We start from the raw sequence: 19,724 nt of genomic DNA on the forward strand, positions 1-19,724 counted from the left end.
TGTGGGGGATCACGCTCTCACGCCCCCTAACTATCATCGCCTTGGTAAGCCGTTACCCTACCAACTAGCTAATAGTACGCACGCTCATCCCTTACCAATAAATCTTTACTAAACATCCCATGCGGAACATTTAGACTATACGGTATTAATCCCAGTTTCCCGGGGCTATCCCGTAGTAAGGGGTAGATTGCGTACGCGTTACTCACCCGTGCGCCGCTTTCCGGCCCCCGAAGGGACCTTCTCGCTCGACTTGCATGTATTAAGCCTCCCGCTAGCGTTCATCCTGAGCCAGGATCAAACTCTCCATTGTAAAGTTCTTATACCCTATGCCGTAGCATAGGATTGTATGTTGACTTAACTACCGAAAGAGCTCGATGCTGTATAAAAATTAATCAGGGCCATAGTCACAAATCCAGTGTCGCAAACCTTCCTCGAAAAGAAGATCCGGTCGCATTCGTTAATTCTACGGCGTTGAACCTCGCCTGCCATTGATGTCAAAGATCGTGGCGCCGGCAGGTCACCTAAGACCCTCGTTTCAGTCGCATCAGCCCCCTATGGGCCCACGCTGAAACACCAGCTTTTTTCTTCATTTGTTCGCCTTGCCTCCAAAGCGGCTGCAAAAGTACAGCAAGTTTTTTAACTGTGCAAGTGATGGATAAAATTTCTTTTCAAATCATCCGCCCGCCTAGTCAATTTCCCACCGCTCGTTCGCGGGGGCCGCAAAGGTACGATGAGCGATCTTTACTTTCCAAATGTTTCAAAAGAAATTTTCGAAAACTATTCGGAGTAAATTTCCGTCCGGCGCGATCCTTTTCTGCCGAGGCCGTTGCCATCGACGCTTGTAAAAGAATCAGTAATCTGGAAGGAACACCGGCGCCTTTAAAAGGTCCGGTATTGATCGCGCACTTCTCGTTTGCGGGACGGCAAAGATACATAGCCGAGGGGAACTCCTGCAAACTGTAGGTTACTTTTTTCTCTTTTGATTTCAAGTTTTCGGGTCCCGCCCGGACGCGCCGGGGTGGTACCTACGTCCTCAAAGCAAGTGACGCTCTCTCTATCAGAGTGATAGCACTTGACCACGCCACTACGCTCAGCGCGTGAGCTACGGAATACTAAATTCGGTGGTATGCCTGCTGACCAGGTGGCTCGTGTCTAATAGCGTGAACCCATTACCCGGAAAGCATCTTACCTGCGCTCCGACGCCATGCATATATATATAAGGATACGGATTACCCGCCAGCGATGGCCTCCCCTACCCTTTCGACGGCCGCTAAGACTTCTTCCTGCGCCACCTGCAGATGAAAGCGCCGGGACCGAGCGACCGTAGCCAGGACTACCAGTTCCGGCACACCGCTCCGAGCGATAGCCTTCGGATCGTGAATACAAGTGTATGCACTACGCATCGTCGTGATACAGGCCGGGTCAATACGATCGCTCAGGGATTCCACCGTGGCAAGCACCTGGCGGTCGTAAGCCTGAAGATCCGGGCGTAGGACGTTATTGCGAAATGCGAATACGGACGCCAGAAGCGCGCGTAATTCAATGTCTTCAACCAAGTTGACATCCCCGGTATTGACCATGACATCAAAGGTCGTAGGGGAAAAGGTCCGAAAGACGCCCTTATTCAATACCCCATTCATTCGTTGCAATCCGGACTGGAGGCTATCCGGATCGGTTAACCCAAAAAGGCGGATAGCCGCTTCGAGGTCGGCTAAGTCTTTGTTGACGTCGGCCAGATTCATGACATTGGATACCCGCTCCGCTTCGAGGTCCTGGATAATGGCGGCGTAGTAGGCCTGTAACCGGCGATCGTCCTTGCGGGCACCATTACACCGATCGACGCTGGTGGCGATAACCAAACCGACGATGATAAGGGAAACCTGGAGGAGGTAGTCGAGTAATCGTTGCCGAAAGGGCAGGCGTTTTGGGGTAGGCACGCTCCAAAATACAGCGGATTGCAGACATGAAAAAGCCCGGTCCCACGCAAGCGCGAGACCGGGCGAAAAGGTGGGTTCCAAAGGGAACCTGAGCTGATTTAACCTTCTTGTATTTCTTTAGGTAACAAAAAAGAAGGTCAGATCACGAAGTAGTTTAGTTAGACACGGGCTTCACCGTTTTGACGATACGGGCAGCCACCTTGTAGGGGTCGGCGGCACTGTTGGGCCGGCGATCTTCCAGCCAGCCCTTCCAGCCACGCTCGACTGTAGCGATGGGGATACGGATGGAGGCACCGCGATCGGAGATACCGAAGCTGAATTCGTGGATGCTCTGCGTTTCGTGCTTACCGGTCAGGCGCAGGTGATTGTCGTGACCATAAACGGCGATGTGCTCCTTGGTGTAGGGACGGAATGCCTCGCATACTTTCTCGTAGTCCGCCCGGTTGCCGCTCTCGCGGAGGAAGGAGTTGGAGAAGTTGGCGTGCATACCCGAACCGTTCCAGTCACCCTTGAGAGGCTTACAGTGGTACTCGACGTACACACCGTAGGCTTCGGCGGTGCGCTCGAGCAGGAAGCGCGCGAGCCAGATCTGGTCACCGGCTTCTTTGGCGCCTTTATCGAAGGTTTGGAATTCCCACTGTCCGGGGGCCACCTCCGCGTTGATACCTTCCACGTTCAGTCCGGCATCGAGGCAAGCATCGAGGTGCTCCTCGATGATCTCGCGGCCGAAGGCGTTGCGGGCGCCCACGGAGCAGTAGTACTGTCCCTGTGGAGCGGGGTCGCTACCGTCGGCGGGGAAGCCGAGCGGCTTGTTGGTGTCCATGTCCATGAGGAAGTACTCCTGCTCGAAGCCGAACCAGAAGTCCTGGTCTTCGTCGTCGATGGTGGCCCGGGCGTTGGTGGGGTGCGGGGTGCCGTCGGCGTTGAGTACCTCGGTCATGACGATGAAGCCATTCTTTCGAATGGGATCGGGCACGATCATGACCGGCTTGAGGAGACAGTCGGAGCTGCCGCCTTCGGCCTGTTGGGTACTGGATCCGTCGAAGGACCACATCGGGCAGTCTTCCAGCTTGCCGCTGAAGTCGGACTCAATGCGGGTTTTGCAGCGCAGGGTCTGCATGGGCTCGTTACCGTCGAGCCATACGTACTGTAGCTTGTGTTTGGTAGCCATAGATTATGTTAGGTTAAATCAGAAGGTTAAGTAATGAAGTTCTTTTTGCGGCGGGGCGCAGGTAAAAAGCCTTACCGGAAAGCCGTGCAACGTGTCCCCCGGCCGCATGTTTTTGGGATTAGAAGGAGTATATGGCGGCGAGGATGAAGGAAGCCACGCTGTCGTCTTCGTCACCGCCACCAAAATCGATGATCTGATCCTCGAAGGCGTAGGTAGTAGCAAAGTCGCTGCTGGAGTCCAGGCGGAACTCGGGCATGATGCGCAGGTCACCGATCGTGATGTTCCCGGTGGCGGTCAGTGCGGTCACGCTTCTGCCGTCAAGGTCGATCCCATCGGGTACGCTTTCCTGGAAGTACTCGCCGCGCAGCGAAAGGTCGAAACCGTCCGTGATCCCGATGGTGGAATAAAGCGCTACACCGGTAAATCCGTCGGAGTCGCCAATGGTAGCTTCGTCGACGAAGTTCTGCGTACTCTTATTGGTGGCGTTTATGCCGAACATCAGGCTTTCGCTGGCTTCGAAGGTCGCGGTCAGGTCGATCTGAAGTGTCGTGGCGTCATCGTCATTAAGGATATCTTTCTCATCCGTACCGTACAGGAAGTTCAGGTAGGCGGCCAGGCCACCGGTCTCCGCGCTCAGCTGGGCGCCGTAGTAGTAGCCCGGATCGTTGAAGCGACTGTCGGTGTTGTCGAAAATGCCAAGCATGGCGCCAAAGCCTTCAGCAATCGCGAAATCCGCTTTCAGTCCCGTATGGAAGAAGGGTCCGTAGCTGAACATGTAGCTGGTGCTGTAATTCATATTCGCCGGCGCATCGATAACTTCGTAACCAACGAAGGTGCCGAACTGACCGAAGGTAAAGGTGACCGCGTCGCTTGGTGAATAGGTCACGAAAAGCTGCTGAAGATTGGGGAAATCACCGTTAGCTTCATTGGCACGGGGACCGAATCCGACTTGTCCTACGAAGCCAACTTTACCGAAGGTTTTTTCCGCCAGCAAATTCACGTTACCAACACCAAACCCGCGAGTCTCCTGAGTGAAACTGGTCGGAAAGGCTAAAGGCGTATCGGTAATTTCATCGCTTGGATCCGAAAAAACATTCTGGAAGTAAGCATCCACATAACCGCTAAGCTGGAAGCTGGATTCTTCCTCCTCTTCTTCTTCAACGATCAAGACGTCGACGTCCTGAGCGATCAGTTGGGGACCAAAGCATAGAAGCAAAGCGAATAGGGATAGTTGAAAAGTTTTCATTGTATGTATAGTTGGGGAAAGTGGGAGTAAAGTGAGGTTTTTAGTACGGTAGGGGGTAGTAGGTAGGGGGTAGCAGGTAGTCTGTTAGAGCGTTAGTCTGTCAGACTGGTGGGTGTATTGTACTTCGACGCTTAGCGTACCGTACTCATCCGTTGGCGCAGTCGACGACTACCTACTACCGTACTCCTAATTACCGTACGACGCCGCTGCTCGATTCGGTGAGCTGGAATACGCCGTCCTCCTTGGTGAGGCTGTAGGCGTGCATGTCGTGCTCGCCGAGGTCGAGACCGTTGATCTCTTCTTCTTCGTCGACGCGGATACCGAGGGTGGCCTTGAGGATGCTGAAGATCAGGAAGCTGGTGGCGAAGGAGAAGATGCCGACGCTAAGGGTACCGATGAGCTGGGTGACCAGCTGGCCCATACCGGCGCTGGCACCGAAGATCCCGACGGCCAGCGTGCCCCAGATACCACATACGCCGTGTACGGAGGTTGCACCTACGGGGTCATCCAGGCGCAGGGTCTTGTCGAAGAAGACGATGCTCAAAGGAATGATGATACCGGCGATCATACCGATCAGGATGGCTTCGCCACCGCTCATGAGGTCGGCGCCCGCCGTGATACCGACGAGACCGCCCAGGATGCCGTTCAGCACCATGGATAGATCGTAGGTCTTAAAGAGGATGTAGCCCATGAAGAAGGCGGCGACTCCACCCGCGGCAGCGGCCAGGGAAGTGGTCACAAAGACGAGGCTGACACCATTTGCATCGGCACTCAGTACGGAGCCACCGTTGAAGCCGTACCAACCGAACCAGAGGAGGAAGACACCGATGGCGGCCAGGGGCATGCTGTGGCCGGGGATGGCGGTTACCGTTCCGTCGGAGCGGTACTTTCCGCGGCGGGCGCCGAGCAGGATAACGGCGGCCAGTGCGGCAAAACCGCCGGCGGCGTGAACCAGCGTGGAACCGGCGAAATCGTAGAAGCCCATTTCAGAGAGCCAGCCTCCACCCCAGTGCCACATACCCGTGATTGGGTAGCTGATGGCGACGAAAAGAGTAGCGAAAATGAGGAAGGGGACCAACTTGACCCGCTCGGCTACGGCACCGGAGACAATGGTGGCGCAGGTAGCGGCAAACATGGCCTGAAAGATGAAGTCGGAGTAGCCCGTGTAGGTGGCTCCTTCCTCGGCGGCGGCGGCGTACTGTACTACGCCGTCCACTTCGGGAATAGCGCCGGCGGCCCAGTCCATTACGCCGAAGGCGCCGATGAAGCCACCCGCGTAATCGTCGCCGGGATACATCAGGTTGTAGCCGATAAAGTAGTACGTCAGCAAGCCGATGCTGATGATCATGGAGTTTTTAAAGAGGATATTTACGACGTTCTTGCGCTGGACGAAGCCGGCTTCAAGACTGGCGAAGCCGAGGTGCATGATGAAGACCAAACAGGTCGCCACCAGTATCCACAGGTTGTTTACGGTAAACATTGCTTCCATAGCAGTATTATTCTAGTGTTATAAGATGAAGGAGGGGGTCTTACCTAGCGCAGGCCGAGGCAGTTGGGGGTAAAAAACAAGAATAGAAAGCAGTGGCTCGAGTGGTTAAATCGGCCCGGTGCAGTTGATTAAATCGCGCTTTCGTTTTGTTCGCCGGTACGGATGCGAACGATGCGGTCGAGATCGTAGACGATGATCTTGCCGTCACCGACCTTGTTGGTCCGACCGGCGGAAACGATAGCCTCTACGATGGCGTCCACCTTGGTGGAGGGAGCAAGAATGTCGAGTTGCAGACGAGCTATGTAGTCGGCGTCGTAGACGCTACCACGGTAGGTCAGCTGCTCGCCTTTCTGCAGGCCGAAGCCTTTGACTTCGGTGAGGGTGAAAAAATTGACGTCAATGGCCGCCAGGGCATCACGAATGCTCTCAAAGCGGGACAGACGGATGATAGCTTCAATCTTCTTCATAGAAGTGGTTATCTTTGGGCAAGTCGTGGTTAGCGATTTGCTCACGAAAAGAGGTGAACGGAGAAGTCTATCTGGTTAATCGGGCTCTACGAAGGTCGGACGTCTCTTCCCTTCGTTAGTACAAATATGACACTAACCCCGGCAGCTCACGCAGCAAACAACTTTTGCCATTTGTGACGCCTAAAACGGGCGATATTTTTAGAAGACGCTGATTTACAACCTTTTAACTCACCCCGCTTACCCATGCCAACGGCCGTAAAAGACCAGCTATGGAGACTGATAAAGTCTTTAAACAAAGCTGAAAAACGGAATTTCAAGCTCTATGCGACCCGGGCCGGCTCTACGACTGACAATAAATTCATTCAGCTTTTCGACGTTCTCGACCGCCTGGAAAGCCCCGACGACAATACAGTCACCAACCGCCTAAGCCTCTCTTCCGGTCAGTACAGCAACCTGAAAAGGCACCTTTACCAGCAGGTATTGACGAGTTTGCGGTTGATATACATCAACAAGGAAATCGATATCGAACTGCGGGAGCAGATCGATTTCAGTCATATTCTCTACGGTAAAGGACTTTACCTGGACGCCCTGCGTTCGCTGGAACGCGCTAAAAGCCGGGCGGTGGAACACAACCGAGACGTGCTGCATCTGGAAATTCTCGAATTCCAGAAACTGATCGAATCCCGCCACATCACGCTCTCCCGGCAGGTCGATAATAAAATGGATCTGCTCCTCAACGAATCGGCGGAGCGGAGCTATAGCGTGCTGAACACCAGCGAACTGTTCAACCTGAACATTCAGATCCACGGGCGATACATCGAATCCGGCCACAGTCGAAACGATGATGACCGGCAGGAGAACAAAGAATTCTGGAATAGCATCCAGACGCACCGCTTCGACCGGGAAACCGTCAGCAGTACGTTTCACCAAAAGATTAACCGCTTTCAGGCATCGATGTGGTACCACTACATCCAACTGAGTTTCGAGGATGCGCTCGAGTCCGCGATGAACGCCCTGACGCTGTTCCACTTGAGCACGCACATGACGGTAAAGGATCCCGACCTGTACCTGCGCTGCCTGTACTACGTTTCCGTCTTCGCCTATCTGTGCGGGGAGGAGAAGCGCATGCAACGTTACCTCAAAGTCACGGCGGCTTTTCTGAACGACGACCAGATCCAGTTCAACGAAAACAGCCTGTTGATTGGCCGGGTGTACATCGGTCTGATGCGGCTTAACGCCTTCTTCGCCGCCGGCGAGTGGGAGGCGGCGCAGACCTACGGCGCCAAACTGCGGAAGCAATACGAGGCCGGTGATTTCGTCCCGACCGACCACCGCTGGGGGCAGTTCCTCTACAAATTTGCCGCAACGGCATTCGTGCGCAAGAAATACAGTGAGGCGCTTGACTACCTCAACGACATCATCAATATGAAGTCGGGTATCCTGCGCGAAGACCTCCTGCTCAATGCGCGGCTGCTTCACCTGCTCTGCCACTACGAACTCGGCAACCGGGCACTGGTCGATTACCACCTGACCAACTTCAAACGACAGATGCGGCGCAGCAGCGAAACGGCCAAAATTCACGACCTCTGCGCTGCTACCCTACGCAAACTCATCAAGAGCGTAACCGGGGAGCACCCCCCTATTTACCAGAATCTGGATCGGAAACTACGGGAGGCCGCGCGTAGCGACCCCTTTGAACATAAAGCGTTGCTGTATCTGGATCTTACTCACTGGGTGAAACAGCATCTCCCACAACGGGAATCCGACCAACGGCAAAGCTCCGGGTCAGCCTTGCCTTACGGTGTTTCACCATCAGCTCCACCCGCTTGAGCTGGGCGTCGATGAAGCTCACTTCCCGGTTGTTTACCAGGAACAGGGAGCTTTCGCCCCCGCGGAACAGCGTTCGCTCTCCTTCCAGCAACTGGCTGTAATCGTCGGCATTACGTACGGCCAGCACGTACTGGTCGGCCGTGGCGTTGACCTCGTTGGTGGCCGCGGTAATTTTGGCCTCGATATCGGCGATCTTATCACTGAGTTCCAGTTGGGTTTCCGAAAGCTTCACGCGGGTAAGGGCCAGCTTACCGCGCTCTTTGCGAAGCAGGAGGGGTTGGCGGACGGTTACCCCCCACTTATAGTTGTTGCCACTTAATTCCTGAATGGGATCATCTACGCCGCCGGCCAGGAGCGCGTTGTACTTGACATCGACCTGCGGCTTCAGGTATTCGCGCTGCAGCCGCTCGTCTATTTCCAGATCGGCGATCTTCAAGCGGGTGCGGGTAAGCAAGGGGTTATCGTCTACCGGTTGGGGCGTAGCGCTTACGAGCGCAGCAACGGCTACTTCATCGATCGGGCGGGGCAGCGTGGTAGGTTCCAGTTCGACGGGTACCACGCCGTCAATCCAGAGGTAGGCGTTCATGCGGGCGCGGGCATTGGCCAGATCCAGCAGAGCCGTTTCCCGACCCAGCTGCCGGTTCTGAACCAGGATACGGGCCTCGAGCGTATCGATAGCCGGTCGGTTACCGGATTGCGCCTCGGCCAGGACGGCCGCGTAGCGTTGGCGAGCGGCAACCAGGGCATCGTCGTACACCTCCAGCGCGGCGGCGGCTCCCGCCCATTCCCAGTAGATTTGTCCGGCGGAGTAAAGCAGTTCGTTAAGCAGGATGAGGCGCTCCGCTACCGTAGCCTGCCGGTAAACCTGCGCCCGCCGCAATTCCGCCCGCCGCTCGTCAAACATCAGCCCCTGCCCGAGGGAAGCAGTCAGTCCGGCAGCGTAGAGACCCGATTCCGGTACGTTATGCTCGGGGTTAAGGTAGTATCCGTCGTTGCGCTCGTAGGCGGCGTTCAGTTCGATACCGAACCAGGTAGGAACCTTCACCCCACCCTCGATCACGCTGTAATACCGCGTTCCCTTAAAGTACTTCTGGCTGAGGTCGCCGTATATCTTCGGGTCGAAGAACCCACGCGCGCTCAGCATGACCGCCTCGGCCCGTTCCCGCTGTAGGTCGGCCCGCACGGACAGGGGGTGGTGCTGGTAGACCAATTCCAGGAAATCATCCTCCGACAGTACCGCGGGCAGGTCCTGCGCTACCACCGGTACGGCGAGGGTCAGCAAAGCCAGGAACCAGAAAAGCCGTAGACTTATCATTTCGGAACCTTGATTTTTGGTGGGGCGGGCGGAGCACTTCCCCCCTCGGGGGCGTAAAGGTCCGGCGGGAATCCGTTCACCTTCCGCCACAGCTCGTACCAGATCGGGACATTCTTCAACAGGATGAGGGCACTCGCTCCGGATCCGACGCGCAGCGCTTCCGGCCAATCGCGTTCGTCCGGGTCCGGGGCTACCATCATGCGGTATTGTCCGCCTACGTTGCTCGCCCGATCGATGGCTACGATCTTTCCGCGGTAGGTTCCGTAACTGGTATTCGGCCATCCGGAGAACACGATAGCGGGCCAGCCGTCAAACTGGATATTGACCTCCTGACCGATATCCATCAGCGGGAGATCGATCGGTCGCACGTATAGTTCAACCGCCAGGTCGTAGTCCGAGGGGACAATGGTCAGTATCTGCTCTCCGGCGGACAGGGTTTGGCCGATTCCGGCGGACATAATCTGGGTCACGTAGCCCGCCTGGGGGGCGCGTACGTAGTAGAGATCGGTCCGACGCTCGTAGTTGCTGAATTGATTCTGCAGGTCCGCCACCTTGGCTTCGGCATCGAAGCGACCGCTGAGTGCGGTATACCGGTCCGAACTCGTTTTGGCCAGGTCGTCACGCAGTTTCGCCTGGATGGCATTGAGTTCGACCCGGGCGTTGATGACTTTATTCCGGGAAGCGAGCAATTTGTTTTCCGCGCTGATGAGTTCGGCCTGGGCCTGCTGGTAGGTGACCCGGCGGTTCTCCAGGTCGGTGAGCGATTTCAGCCCCTGATCGTACAGGCTTTCGATCCGCTCGTACTGTTCGCGCGCTACTTCGGTATTCAGGCGGGTCGCCTCGAGATCCATGCTGTCGCTGGCGACGGTCAATTGAGCCTGCCGGAGTTCGTTGCGGGCCTGTTCGGTCCGTAGCCGGCCGGATTCCCGCAGGGCATCCATTTGGTCGGCCAGGGCGGCTACCTTGGAATTATAGGACTCCAGCGACATTTCCTGGGCGCGGACCTGGGATTGGGTCCGGTCCAACAGGCTCGTATCGAAGTAAGCATCCTTGGTTTCGGAGAGCCACAATAGGGTATCGCCTTCTTCGACAAAATCGCCCTCGCGGACGTACCACTGGCGTACCTGACCGCCGATCACGGTCTGGATCACCTGAGGTCGTTCGTTGGGGCGTAACGTGGTCAGCTCGCCCGTCGCCCGTACGTTCTGCGTCCAGGGAAGGAACAGGGCAATCAGGAACAGGACGGAGAAAATGATCAGCAGCCGCAACAGTACCCGTCCGGCTTTCCGATTTTCCACGTACTGTAGCGATGACAACCGGCTACGATCCACGTAGCGGTTCACGGAGTTGAGGGAGATGTTAAGCATGCTAAGAAGGGGTTTCCAGGCTAGACTCGGTGACGGTTCCATCCTCCATGCGCAACAGTCGGTGGCAGCAACTACCCAGGTAGTCGGTGCTGCTGACCGCGATCATGGTCCATGGATGGACGGGGTCGATCAGGAAGTCGATGATCTGTTGACGAATGGTTTCGTCGATGGGATCGAATACGTTTTCTAAAAGCAGCAGTTTCGGTTTGTCGGCGATCGCCCGGGCAATCAGCAAACGCTGAACGATACTGCGGGGCAGCTTGTCGCCCGTCGGGTCGAGTTTGGTTTCGTAGCCCTGCGGCATATTCTGAATGGCATTGGTGAGGCCGAGGTTCTCCACGGCCCACTGCACATTATCGAAGGTGGCCGCTTCCCGACCCATCGTAATATTTTCCAGTAGGGTGCCTTCGAATAGTTCGCCGTTCGTGAAACAGGCACCGATGACGGAGTGCAGCGCCTCGATGCTGAGATTTCCCTTCGGCAGGTGGTTGTACGCCACGGTACCCTGTTGGATGTCGTACAGCCCGGCGATGACATAAAGCAGGGTACTCTTGCCTGCTCCGTTTCCACCGGTGATCAGGATGCGTTCGCCTGCGGGTACGGAGAAATTGACGTCCCGCAGGACGGGTTTGGTTTTATTGGGATAAGTGAAAGTGACACCCTCGAGTTGAACGGAAATACCGCTGTCGCCCTTTAGGAGGTCCGCCCCCGCGTCGCCGTCCTTATTGTCCAGCTCCAGGTCCGTAACCTGGCCGATCTTCTCGAGTCCGGTCAGTACGTCGTAGATCGTTTCCAGGCTGAGTACCAATTTTTCAACCGAGGCCATGACGAAGAGGATGATGATTTCCGCCGCTACGAACTGCCCGATGTTCATCCGCTGCTGCATCACGAGCAAACCACCGATTGCCAGCAGGCCGAGGGCGACAATCACCTTGAAGACTACCAGCAAGGAATACTGGCGGATGAGGATCGTAAAGTGGCTCTCCCGGGCGCCCAGGTAGCTGTCTACGTGCCGATTCATCCGCTGCAGGGCCATGTCGGTCTTTCCGGCCAGCTTGAAGGTGCCCGAAGTACGGGCTAATTCTTCCAGCCAGTGAACGGCCGCGTACTTATGCTTGGATTCCTTCAGGCTGGTGGCCAGTCCGCTTTTGGCGGTGAACACGAAAATGAGCACCACCAAGATGACCAGAATGACCCCGAAAAGAATAAAGAAGGGGTGATAAACGGATAGCAGGAGCAGTCCCAGGAGTACCTGTAAGGAGGCCACGGAAAAATCGATCAGGATCTTCGACAGCCCCTTCTGTACGGTCAGTACGTCGAAGAAGCGGTTCATGAGTTCGGGCCCGTAGTGATTGTAGAGTACCTCGGTCCGGATCTTGGGGATCCGGTAAGCGAATTCGAAGGCGGCTCGGCTGAAGATCTTCTGCTGCAAATTCTCCACCACGCGGAGTTGCTGTATCTGCAGAACGCCAACCATCGCGATACCAAAAACTACCAGGCCGACCAGCACCATCCAGGCGGTGCTCACCCGCCCGCCCATGATCAGGTTGACGATCGCCTGGATACCCAGTGGCAACGACAGGTTGACGATACCGGCAAAAAGCGCATATACCCAGACGTTTTTCACCTCCGCCGAGTCCGGCCGCAGGAGTCGCCAGAAGCGTTGCAGCGGCGAAAGTTCGTTTTCAGTTCCGGTCATGATGGGCAATTATCTGATAGTCCGGAAAGCCATTTCCGTAAAAAAACACACGACCGAATCCTCTCCGTCCCGATTATCCGTAATCAGGGGAAGGTGTTCGGCAAAAAAGCGCTGAAGGTGCGCACCCTCGATGATGGTACTCACCAACATATGCGGGTAGGCAAAGTCCGGGTTGAGTTCCAAAATGATCCCGCTGACCTGCTGGATCAGCGATTTGTAATAGCTAAAGGCACCATCCTCGTTTTCGTCGTCGACGTGCCGGTTCAAATACACCTTCAAGCTTTCGGCCACGACGATGCGGTTCAACTTCACCTCGTTGATGTGACTGAAATTGCTGTCCTCGGCGATCTCCTCCGTCAGCAACTTGATTGCCCGGCGAAGGCGGTTTTCGGCATCCTCGACGTTGGCCAGGGTAAAGGCCAGACGGTATTCCATCCAGCCCCAATACCACATGACCAGGTACGTCAGTAGCTTGTGCTTATTCTCGAAGTACCGGTAAACCGATGCCTCCGTCGTACCCACGTGCAAACTGAGCTTGCGAAAGGTGAAGTTCTCCAATCCAAGCTTTACCAGCAGATCGATACTACCGGACACGATGCGGCGTCCGAGATCGCTTGTCTCCGGGTCCTTTAGATAGAGCTTGTCGGATACGGAAATGCTAATCTTTCCGGCTAGATGTTCCAATTAAATAGCATTACTATTAATAATGTAGGAATAACTATTAAACCCCCAAGTAGTTTAGTCACTCCAAAGAATTTTCGCTACCCTAACACCGTTCTTCCGGTATTGATCTATTCCAAAAAAATCACCTGACCGATTTGGCCGTGAAAAAACTTTTACCCCTGATAATCATTGCCGTATGCGTCGGACTCACCGGATACTCTTCCGGCCCCGCAAGCTCCTCCGAACAGGGATTCACCGGTGCCCCCAGTGCGGGAGGCGGTAAGGAAGGCACCTGCGGGAATTGCCACCGCTCGGGAAGCTACGGTACGCCCCAACTTCAAGCTCGCTTCGACGGGATGGAGGACTTAACCTACCGACCGGGTCAAAAGTACACCGTTACGATTTCCGTCCGGCCGGAGATGGGCGAACCCAAGGGCTATGGCTTCCAGGCGCAGTTTCTTGACGGGAGCGATCCCATTTTACAGCCCGCCGGCATCCTCACCGAACCGGACGCGGCTACCCAGATAGCCACCACCGGAAGCGGCCGCACCTACGCCGAGCACAAAAAGCCGAACAGCGACAGCCTTTTTACCTTCAATTGGACCGCCCCGTCGGCAGGAACGGGGGCCGTCTCCCTCTACTTAACGGGCAACCTCACCAACTTGGCGGATGGATCGCAGGGCGATAACGGATCCCGCGATCCGCTGGTCGTTACCCTCACCGAAGGCGATGCAATTTCAACATCGACTACGCATCCCACGCATCCTTTCCTAGCCGAAGCCCCCTACCCCAACCCGGCCACCGACAAGGTGACCGTCCCACTGAACCCTTCGGCAGGCGGTCGCTTCCGCTTCGATTTAATCGGGCCGGACGGCAGGTTGCTGGAATCCAGGGCGAAAGATCTGCCCGCGGGACTACAGACCGTTACGGTCGATTTATTGTCGCGCGCGAGTGGGGTGTACCATTACCGCATTTCGGGTCCGTCGGCTTCCGAGACCGTCAGGCTCTACCGGAAGTAGTTATTGGAGGCCACCTTCCAGGTCTGCCTGTATATCCGCTACGGCTTCCAACCCTACACTCATACGCACCAACCCGTCGGTTATGCCGACCGCCGCGCGCTCGGCGGGGCTCAGTTTGCTATGGGTAGTCGTGGCGGGATGCGTAAGAATGGTACGGGTATCGCCGAGGTTGCTGCTGCGGGTGCATAACTGGGCCTGGTTCAGCAGCTGCCGGGCCGCGGCTTCCCCACCCTTAAGTTCGAAGGTGACGATACCTCCACCGGCCCGCATCTGCCGGCGCGCCAGCTCGTATTGGGGGTGACTGGGGAGGAACGGATAGTGTACCTTTTCTACGCCGGGCTGCTCCATAAGCCATTCGGCCATGGCGAGCGCTGACCGACAGTGGGCATCCATGCGTACCGTCAGCGTTTCCAGGCTCTTGGATATCACCCAGGCATTGAAGGGCGACATGGCGGGTCCGGTATGCCGGCAGAAGAAAATGACCTTCTCCATGATCTCGGCACACCCGAGCAAGAGACCGCCCAGTACCCTGCCCTGCCCGTCCATCCACTTGGTGGCCGAATGCGTGATCAGGTCCGCACCGTAGTCGGCCGGACGCTGCAGGTAGGGCGTGGCAAAGCAGTTGTCCACGATGAAGGTAAGTCCGTGTGCCCGGCAGAAGGCCCCCGCCTTTTCCAGATCGACCAATTGCAGGCCCGGATTGGAAGGTGTTTCGGTGACGAACAGGCGGGTACGATCGGTCACCGCCGCCGGCCAACTTTCGGGATCGTTCGGCTCGACGTAGGTAAAGGTGACACCCCATTTCGGGAGGATCTGCGAGAGAATCTGGTGGGTGCTGCCGAAGACGGCGCGCGTTGCCACGATGTGGTCGCCCTGCTCGACAAGCGCTCCTAGACTGGCGAATACGGCCGACATCCCCGAGGCGGTCGCGAAACCGGCCTCCGTGCCCTCCAGGCTGCACGCCTTGGCGATCAGTTCGTCTACGTTCGGGTTGTTGTACCGGCTGTAAATGATCCCTTCTCCCTGGCCGGCGAAAGTATCCGCCATGGCCTCGGCCGAAGGGAAAGTGAAGCTACTCGTCAGGAAAAGGGGGGTACTATGCTCCCGGTAACCCGTGGGAGACATTTGCTCCCGAATAGCCCGGGTAGATGGATGCTTCTCTTGCATCCGCAATAATACTACATCTTCCGGGTGGCAACCGTCATGTAAGTGTTTAAAGCCGTACCGGTAAGCTCATCCGCCGAAGGTTGCCCTTTCAACTTCAGGTCTACGGTGGTTTGATACTCGGTCGAATAGAACTCGATCATCAGCCCGTCGTCGGTTCGCTCCACCGAACTCAGGTCCACGCTGCTTCCATTTACATTGATGGTACCGTCCAGTTCGTCCCCGGAACCGGTCAGACTAAGTACGCCCTTGACCGTACCACCGGGCGTATCCATCACGGTGATGTCCCAGTCGCCCGCATAGGTGGTATTGCCCAGATCGGGTTCGACCATTTCCTCCGGGGGGGAGGTCGCCGTACGGGGAGTGGAGCAGGCAGCCGTAAGCAAACAGCAGAACAGGATGGGTAAGTAGCGCATGATTGGTTGGTTTGCCGGGGAAGATAGGGGCTCCGCCAGGATTCGCACCGATCAATTCTCCGAGGTCTCCTCTTCACCGAAGGCAACGTCCATGGCCGCGCAGATCTTGGAAACGGCTTCCTGTATGTCCAGATCCGTGTGCGCGCTGCTGACGAAGCCTACTTCGTAACCAGAGGGGCCTAGGTAAACGCCGGTCTGCAGCAACTCGTGGTGGATCATCTTGAAGTACCGCATATTGGCCGGATCGATTTGATCGGCCCGTTCGATGCGCTCAGTGCCGAAGGCCAGCCAGAAGATGCTCCCGACGTGGGGTACGTGCAGCGGATACCCCCGCTGCCGGGCGTAGCCCTCGATCTGCTCGGCCATGGCGGAGGTCCGTTCGGCCAAGCGGTCGTAGAAGCCCGGCTCCAGGCATAGTTCCAGGGCGGCCAGACCGGCGGCCATGGCTACGGGGTTGGCCGAAAGCGTGCCGGCCTGGTACACCGGCCCTACCGGCGCGATGTAGTCCATGATCTCTTTGCTGGCCGCGTAGGCGCCCACCGGAAATCCGCCGCCGATCACCTTACCGAAGGTGATGATATCGGGCTTGACGTCGTACAGCCCCGCCGCCCCTTCGAAGCCAACCCGGAAGCCGGAGATCACCTCGTCGAAGATCAGCAGTACGTCGTGCTTCCAGGCCTTGATGCGCAGGCATTCCAGCCAGGAGCGATCCTGGATGAGCAGGCCGTTGTTGGCGGGAATCGGTTCCACGATGATACAGGCGATCTCGCCGGCGTGCTCCGTCAGGGTCCGCTCAAGTAAGTCGCGGTCGCCCAGGGGCAGGACAAGCGTATCCCGGGCAACACTCTCGGTTACGCCGGCCGACGAACTCGTACCGAAGGTGGCCAGGCCGGAACCGGCCTTCACCAGCAGGTTGTCGACGTGGCCGTGGTAGCAGCCGTCGAATTTGATGATCTTGTTCCGCCCCGTCACCCCGCGGGCCAGACGTAGGGCCGACATCACCGCCTCCGTACCGGAACTGACGAAACGGATCCGCTCCACGTAGCGGTGATTATCCAGGATGAGCTTCCCCAGTTGGTTACCCATCCGGTTGGGGGTGCCGAAACTCGTTCCCTTGATCACGGTTTCGATCACCTTTTCGCGAATGTGGGCATTATCGTGGCCGTGGATGAGCGGCCCCCACGAACAGCAAAAATCGAGGAAGCGGTTCCCGTCCTCGTCGGTCATGTGGCTTCCGTGCCCTTCGCGGATGAACAGGGGCGGTCCGCTCACGCTGCGGAAGGCCCGCACCGGGGAATTTACGCCACCGGGAAAATACGATTGGGCTTCCTCGAAAAGGTCGGCGGAAGTCTGGCGGGGTATGCGCTGTTCGAAGGTCATAAGCTTGGGCTTGGATACTGGCCGCAATGTTAGCACTTCCGGTGGTGGCGGCCGTCTGCCCCAGGTAAAGATGGTAGGCAGCGCGGCAATTTGTCCGGAACTTGGACCGGGCGGTCGGGCGGCTTTGGGGAGTGGTCAACGCACTATTTCTTCCGGCCAACATCACCGCACAGGGTGTAGCCGGTGCGCATAAGCTATATTACGCCCGCACCGGTATATACCGGACTGACAGATCGAAGCAAAAGAATGCAAGGACTTTGGAGAAGGCTTACGACCGCCGTGATTTTCGTGGTTATCATGATCTCGGGCATGTACACCGGCCCCTACACCTTCAATCTCCTGTTTCTGGTCATTGCCGGAGGCTGCCTGTATGAGTTCTTCGGGATGACGCTGGACCGGCATACCCGCCGCGATCGCATCCGCAAGGCGTTCGGCGTGGCCGTCGGTTTGCTGCCCTTCTTCCTCATCAGTGCCTTTTCCCTGGGTTACGTCAGCGACCCGGCCTCCTTCATCCAGGTAGCGAGCCTCCTGTTTGCTCCCTTCATCTTTACCGTCTTTATCTACGAACTGTACAGCAACAGCCAGGACCCCTTCGTCAATATCGCGTACATCGTCCTCGGTCTATTCTATATCGGCATTCCCTTCGCCCTGGTGGATTTCATCGCCTTCGACGGAGATACCTTTTACTATCGCGTGGTCTTCGGCCTCCTTTTGCTGACCTGGGTCAACGATACCGGTGCCTACCTCGTGGGGAGCAAATTCGGCCGGACGCCCCTCTTCCCCCGCATCTCCCCCAATAAGACCTGGGAGGGAAGCATCGGCGGGGCCCTTACCTGTGTACTCTTCGGCTACGTGCTGCACCTCGTCTTCGACGAGATCAACCTGATTCAGTGGATCGTACTGGCCGTTATCGTAGCGATCTTCGGCGGACTGGGCGACCTTGTCGAAAGTATGCTGAAACGCAGCGTGGGTGTCAAGGACAGCGGCAACCTCCTTCCGGGCCACGGGGGGCTGCTCGATCGCTTCGACGCGTTCATCTTCGTCATCCCCTTCGCGGCGGCCTACATTCTGTATTTGCGCTAAGCCCTTTGTTTTTGCGGCGGAGCGCAGGTAGAAACCTTAGTCGAGAACGGCGTCCTGGCCGCGCCGACTGAACACGAGGTACAGGATGCCGCACAACAGCCAGGCCGGCAGCGTCACGAAACTCAGGAAGACGTCAAACTGCACGGAGATAAAGTAGAAGATGCCGAAGCTGATCGCCCACGCCCAGAAGACGGCCGGGTTGTAGCCACGACCCGTCCGGGCTTCGTAATCGGGCAATTCACCTGCGCTCGCCGCAAAAAAGTGCTGAAAGACAATCACCGCGCCGACGGGCGCCAGAATGAAGCCGTAAAGCGCGACGAAGTCCAACAATTTCATGGCGAAGGCGGGAAATAAACCGGCGGCCGTGGCAATGCCACCGGCCAGCACCACGCCAACGGCGGCGCTGGCGCGCTTGGCCGGCAGCAGGGTCTGAAAGGCCAGCCCCGCGCGGTAGATGGTGGGGTTAGCCGTCGTCCAGCCCGCCAGCACCACCGCGATGATGCCAAACCAGCCGATGGCGTTAAAGGCGAGGGGGCCCGGCGCTACCGTAGGTGCGTCACCGGCGTTGAGGACGGCCTGGGCTTCCGGCGTACGCAGGTAAACGGCGTAGAGCAGGGCCGCGGCGATCCAGGCCATGTAATGCCCTACGTACATCCCGGCTGCCGTCGTCCAGCCCGCGCTGGGCTTACGGGCGAAGCGGAACACCGATAGGTCCGACATGCCGATGTGCATGGCCGCGTTGGCGAACCACGACCAGATGGCGACGTGCCAGAAAGTGTACTTGATGTTGTTGCCGATGGGCTGGCTCCCCTCCCCCCAGATGTTCCAGAACTCGGAGAAACTACTCACTCCCAACTGATTGAGGGCGACGATGCCCGCGGCCAGGAAAGCCAGCACGATGACCGGCGACATGTAGTTGGCGGCCTTGGCTACGGTGTCGTATCCGCGGGCGGCGATCAGCGTGATGAAGGCCCCGATAACGAGAACAACGACCACGTAGGTTAGGCTGGTCGGCAGACTGTCCGTCAGCTGCGGCATCTCCATGTCCAGTGGCACCCCGACCGCGGTGGCCGATACGGTGATCATCGATCCTGCCAGGAAGCAAAAGAGGATGCCGTTCGCCACGTTGTAAAATTTGACCAGCTTGGGGCCGCACAACTTTTCGAGGTGGTAGTACAGCGTCAGGCGGTACTTGGTGGCGATCTCCGCCGTCAGGAACCGCCAACTGAGTACCGCCAGGAAGTTTCCCAGCAGCAGCCCGATGATCAGGTCGAAGGCACTGACGCCCGTGGTCAGGAACAGGGGGCCGATCACGAACTCCGTACCGGCCGCATGCTCGCCGGCGTACATACCTAAAAAGCTTTTCCACCCCTTCCAGTTGGAACGGGGTACGGGCTGACGCTCAAATTCACCGCCGGCGATCTCTTCGATGATTTCTTCCTGGGTTTCCTGTTGCAGCATAATCGGGGTTGGGGTTA

16 protein-coding genes and 1 rRNA gene are annotated in these 19,724 nt (G+C 57.2%); 3 read left to right on the plus strand and 14 right to left on the minus strand.

The features are described from left to right. From DRW39_RS07275 to DRW39_RS07300, 6 genes are all read right to left on the minus strand, one after another. Positions 1-310: ribosomal RNA gene (locus DRW39_RS07275) — 16S ribosomal RNA — on the minus strand; the annotation flags it as partial. A 919-nt stretch (positions 311-1,229) separates the two neighbouring features. Then, a complete protein-coding gene (locus tag DRW39_RS07280) occupies positions 1,230-1,937 on the minus strand; it encodes a hypothetical protein (RefSeq protein WP_116106371.1) in 708 nt (235 codons plus the stop codon). A gap of 154 nt (positions 1,938-2,091) precedes the next feature. Further along, entirely contained in the window at positions 2,092-3,108 is a 1,017-nt protein-coding gene (locus tag DRW39_RS07285) for a glutamine synthetase beta-grasp domain-containing protein (protein ID WP_116106372.1), read from the minus strand. Positions 3,109-3,226: 118 nt separating this feature from the next. Further along, on the minus strand, positions 3,227-4,354 hold the full coding sequence (locus tag DRW39_RS07290) for a porin (protein WP_116106373.1): 1,128 nt from the start codon (positions 4,352-4,354) through the stop codon (positions 3,227-3,229). 190 nt (positions 4,355-4,544) lie between these two features. Next, positions 4,545-5,843, minus strand: a complete 1,299-nt coding sequence (locus tag DRW39_RS07295) for an ammonium transporter (protein WP_116106374.1) — start codon at positions 5,841-5,843, stop codon at positions 4,545-4,547. Positions 5,844-5,971: 128 nt separating this feature from the next. Continuing rightward, a complete protein-coding gene (locus DRW39_RS07300; protein WP_116106375.1) occupies positions 5,972-6,310 on the minus strand; it encodes a P-II family nitrogen regulator in 339 nt (112 codons plus the stop codon). A 243-nt stretch (positions 6,311-6,553) separates the two neighbouring features. Here DRW39_RS07300 and DRW39_RS07305 point away from each other — a divergent pair, with 243 nt between their 5' ends. Then, on the plus strand, positions 6,554-8,140 hold the full coding sequence (locus DRW39_RS07305) for a hypothetical protein (RefSeq protein WP_116106376.1): 1,587 nt from the start codon (positions 6,554-6,556) through the stop codon (positions 8,138-8,140). On the opposite strand, the gene DRW39_RS07310 is transcribed toward DRW39_RS07305, so the two are convergent. The 4 genes from DRW39_RS07310 to DRW39_RS07325 are packed head-to-tail and all read right to left on the minus strand — an operon-like array spanning position 8,034 to position 13,205. Beyond that, the gene (locus tag DRW39_RS07310; RefSeq protein WP_116106377.1) at positions 8,034-9,455 is read right to left on the minus strand and encodes a TolC family protein; all 1,422 of its coding nucleotides are present in this window, start codon (positions 9,453-9,455) and stop codon (positions 8,034-8,036) included. The genes DRW39_RS07305 and DRW39_RS07310 overlap by 107 nt on opposite strands. Beyond that, the gene (locus DRW39_RS07315) at positions 9,452-10,822 is read right to left on the minus strand and encodes an HlyD family secretion protein (protein WP_116106378.1); all 1,371 of its coding nucleotides are present in this window, start codon (positions 10,820-10,822) and stop codon (positions 9,452-9,454) included. The genes DRW39_RS07310 and DRW39_RS07315 overlap by 4 nt, the downstream gene beginning before the upstream one ends. Before the next feature lies 1 nt (position 10,823). Then, complete coding sequence (locus DRW39_RS07320; protein ID WP_157975983.1) at positions 10,824-12,521, minus strand: peptidase domain-containing ABC transporter; 1,698 nt, start codon at positions 12,519-12,521, stop codon at positions 10,824-10,826. A gap of 9 nt (positions 12,522-12,530) precedes the next feature. Beyond that, complete coding sequence (locus DRW39_RS07325) at positions 12,531-13,205, minus strand: TetR/AcrR family transcriptional regulator (protein WP_116106380.1); 675 nt, start codon at positions 13,203-13,205, stop codon at positions 12,531-12,533. 140 nt (positions 13,206-13,345) lie between these two features. Between DRW39_RS07325 and DRW39_RS07330 the strand changes: the two genes are divergently transcribed. Continuing rightward, positions 13,346-14,203, plus strand: a complete 858-nt coding sequence (locus tag DRW39_RS07330) for a choice-of-anchor V domain-containing protein (protein ID WP_157975984.1) — start codon at positions 13,346-13,348, stop codon at positions 14,201-14,203. Here the strand turns inward: DRW39_RS07330 and DRW39_RS07335 are convergent, their stop codons facing one another. Genes DRW39_RS07335 through hemL form a run of 3 tightly spaced genes read right to left on the minus strand, consistent with a single transcriptional unit; the run spans position 14,204 to position 17,163 of the window. After that, the gene (locus tag DRW39_RS07335) at positions 14,204-15,370 is read right to left on the minus strand and encodes a trans-sulfuration enzyme family protein (protein WP_116106382.1); all 1,167 of its coding nucleotides are present in this window, start codon (positions 15,368-15,370) and stop codon (positions 14,204-14,206) included. Positions 15,371-15,381: 11 nt separating this feature from the next. Further along, positions 15,382-15,783 carry a hypothetical protein gene (locus tag DRW39_RS07340; RefSeq protein WP_116106383.1) on the minus strand — a complete coding sequence of 134 codons (402 nt, stop codon included), beginning with the start codon at positions 15,781-15,783 and terminating at the stop codon, positions 15,382-15,384. A gap of 51 nt (positions 15,784-15,834) precedes the next feature. Next, the gene (gene hemL, locus DRW39_RS07345) at positions 15,835-17,163 is read right to left on the minus strand and encodes a glutamate-1-semialdehyde 2,1-aminomutase (RefSeq protein ID WP_116106384.1); all 1,329 of its coding nucleotides are present in this window, start codon (positions 17,161-17,163) and stop codon (positions 15,835-15,837) included. A 246-nt stretch (positions 17,164-17,409) separates the two neighbouring features. Between hemL and DRW39_RS07350 the strand changes: the two genes are divergently transcribed. Continuing rightward, the gene (locus DRW39_RS07350; RefSeq protein WP_116106385.1) at positions 17,410-18,246 is read left to right on the plus strand and encodes a phosphatidate cytidylyltransferase; all 837 of its coding nucleotides are present in this window, start codon (positions 17,410-17,412) and stop codon (positions 18,244-18,246) included. Positions 18,247-18,282: 36 nt separating this feature from the next. On the opposite strand, the gene DRW39_RS07355 is transcribed toward DRW39_RS07350, so the two are convergent. Continuing rightward, positions 18,283-19,707, minus strand: a complete 1,425-nt coding sequence (locus DRW39_RS07355) for a purine-cytosine permease family protein (protein ID WP_116106386.1) — start codon at positions 19,705-19,707, stop codon at positions 18,283-18,285. Positions 19,708-19,724 lie beyond the last annotated feature (17 nt).

The organism is Lewinella sp. IMCC34191 (assembly GCF_003390935.1).
In the GTDB taxonomy this organism is placed as follows: domain Bacteria; phylum Bacteroidota; class Bacteroidia; order Chitinophagales; family Saprospiraceae; genus Neolewinella.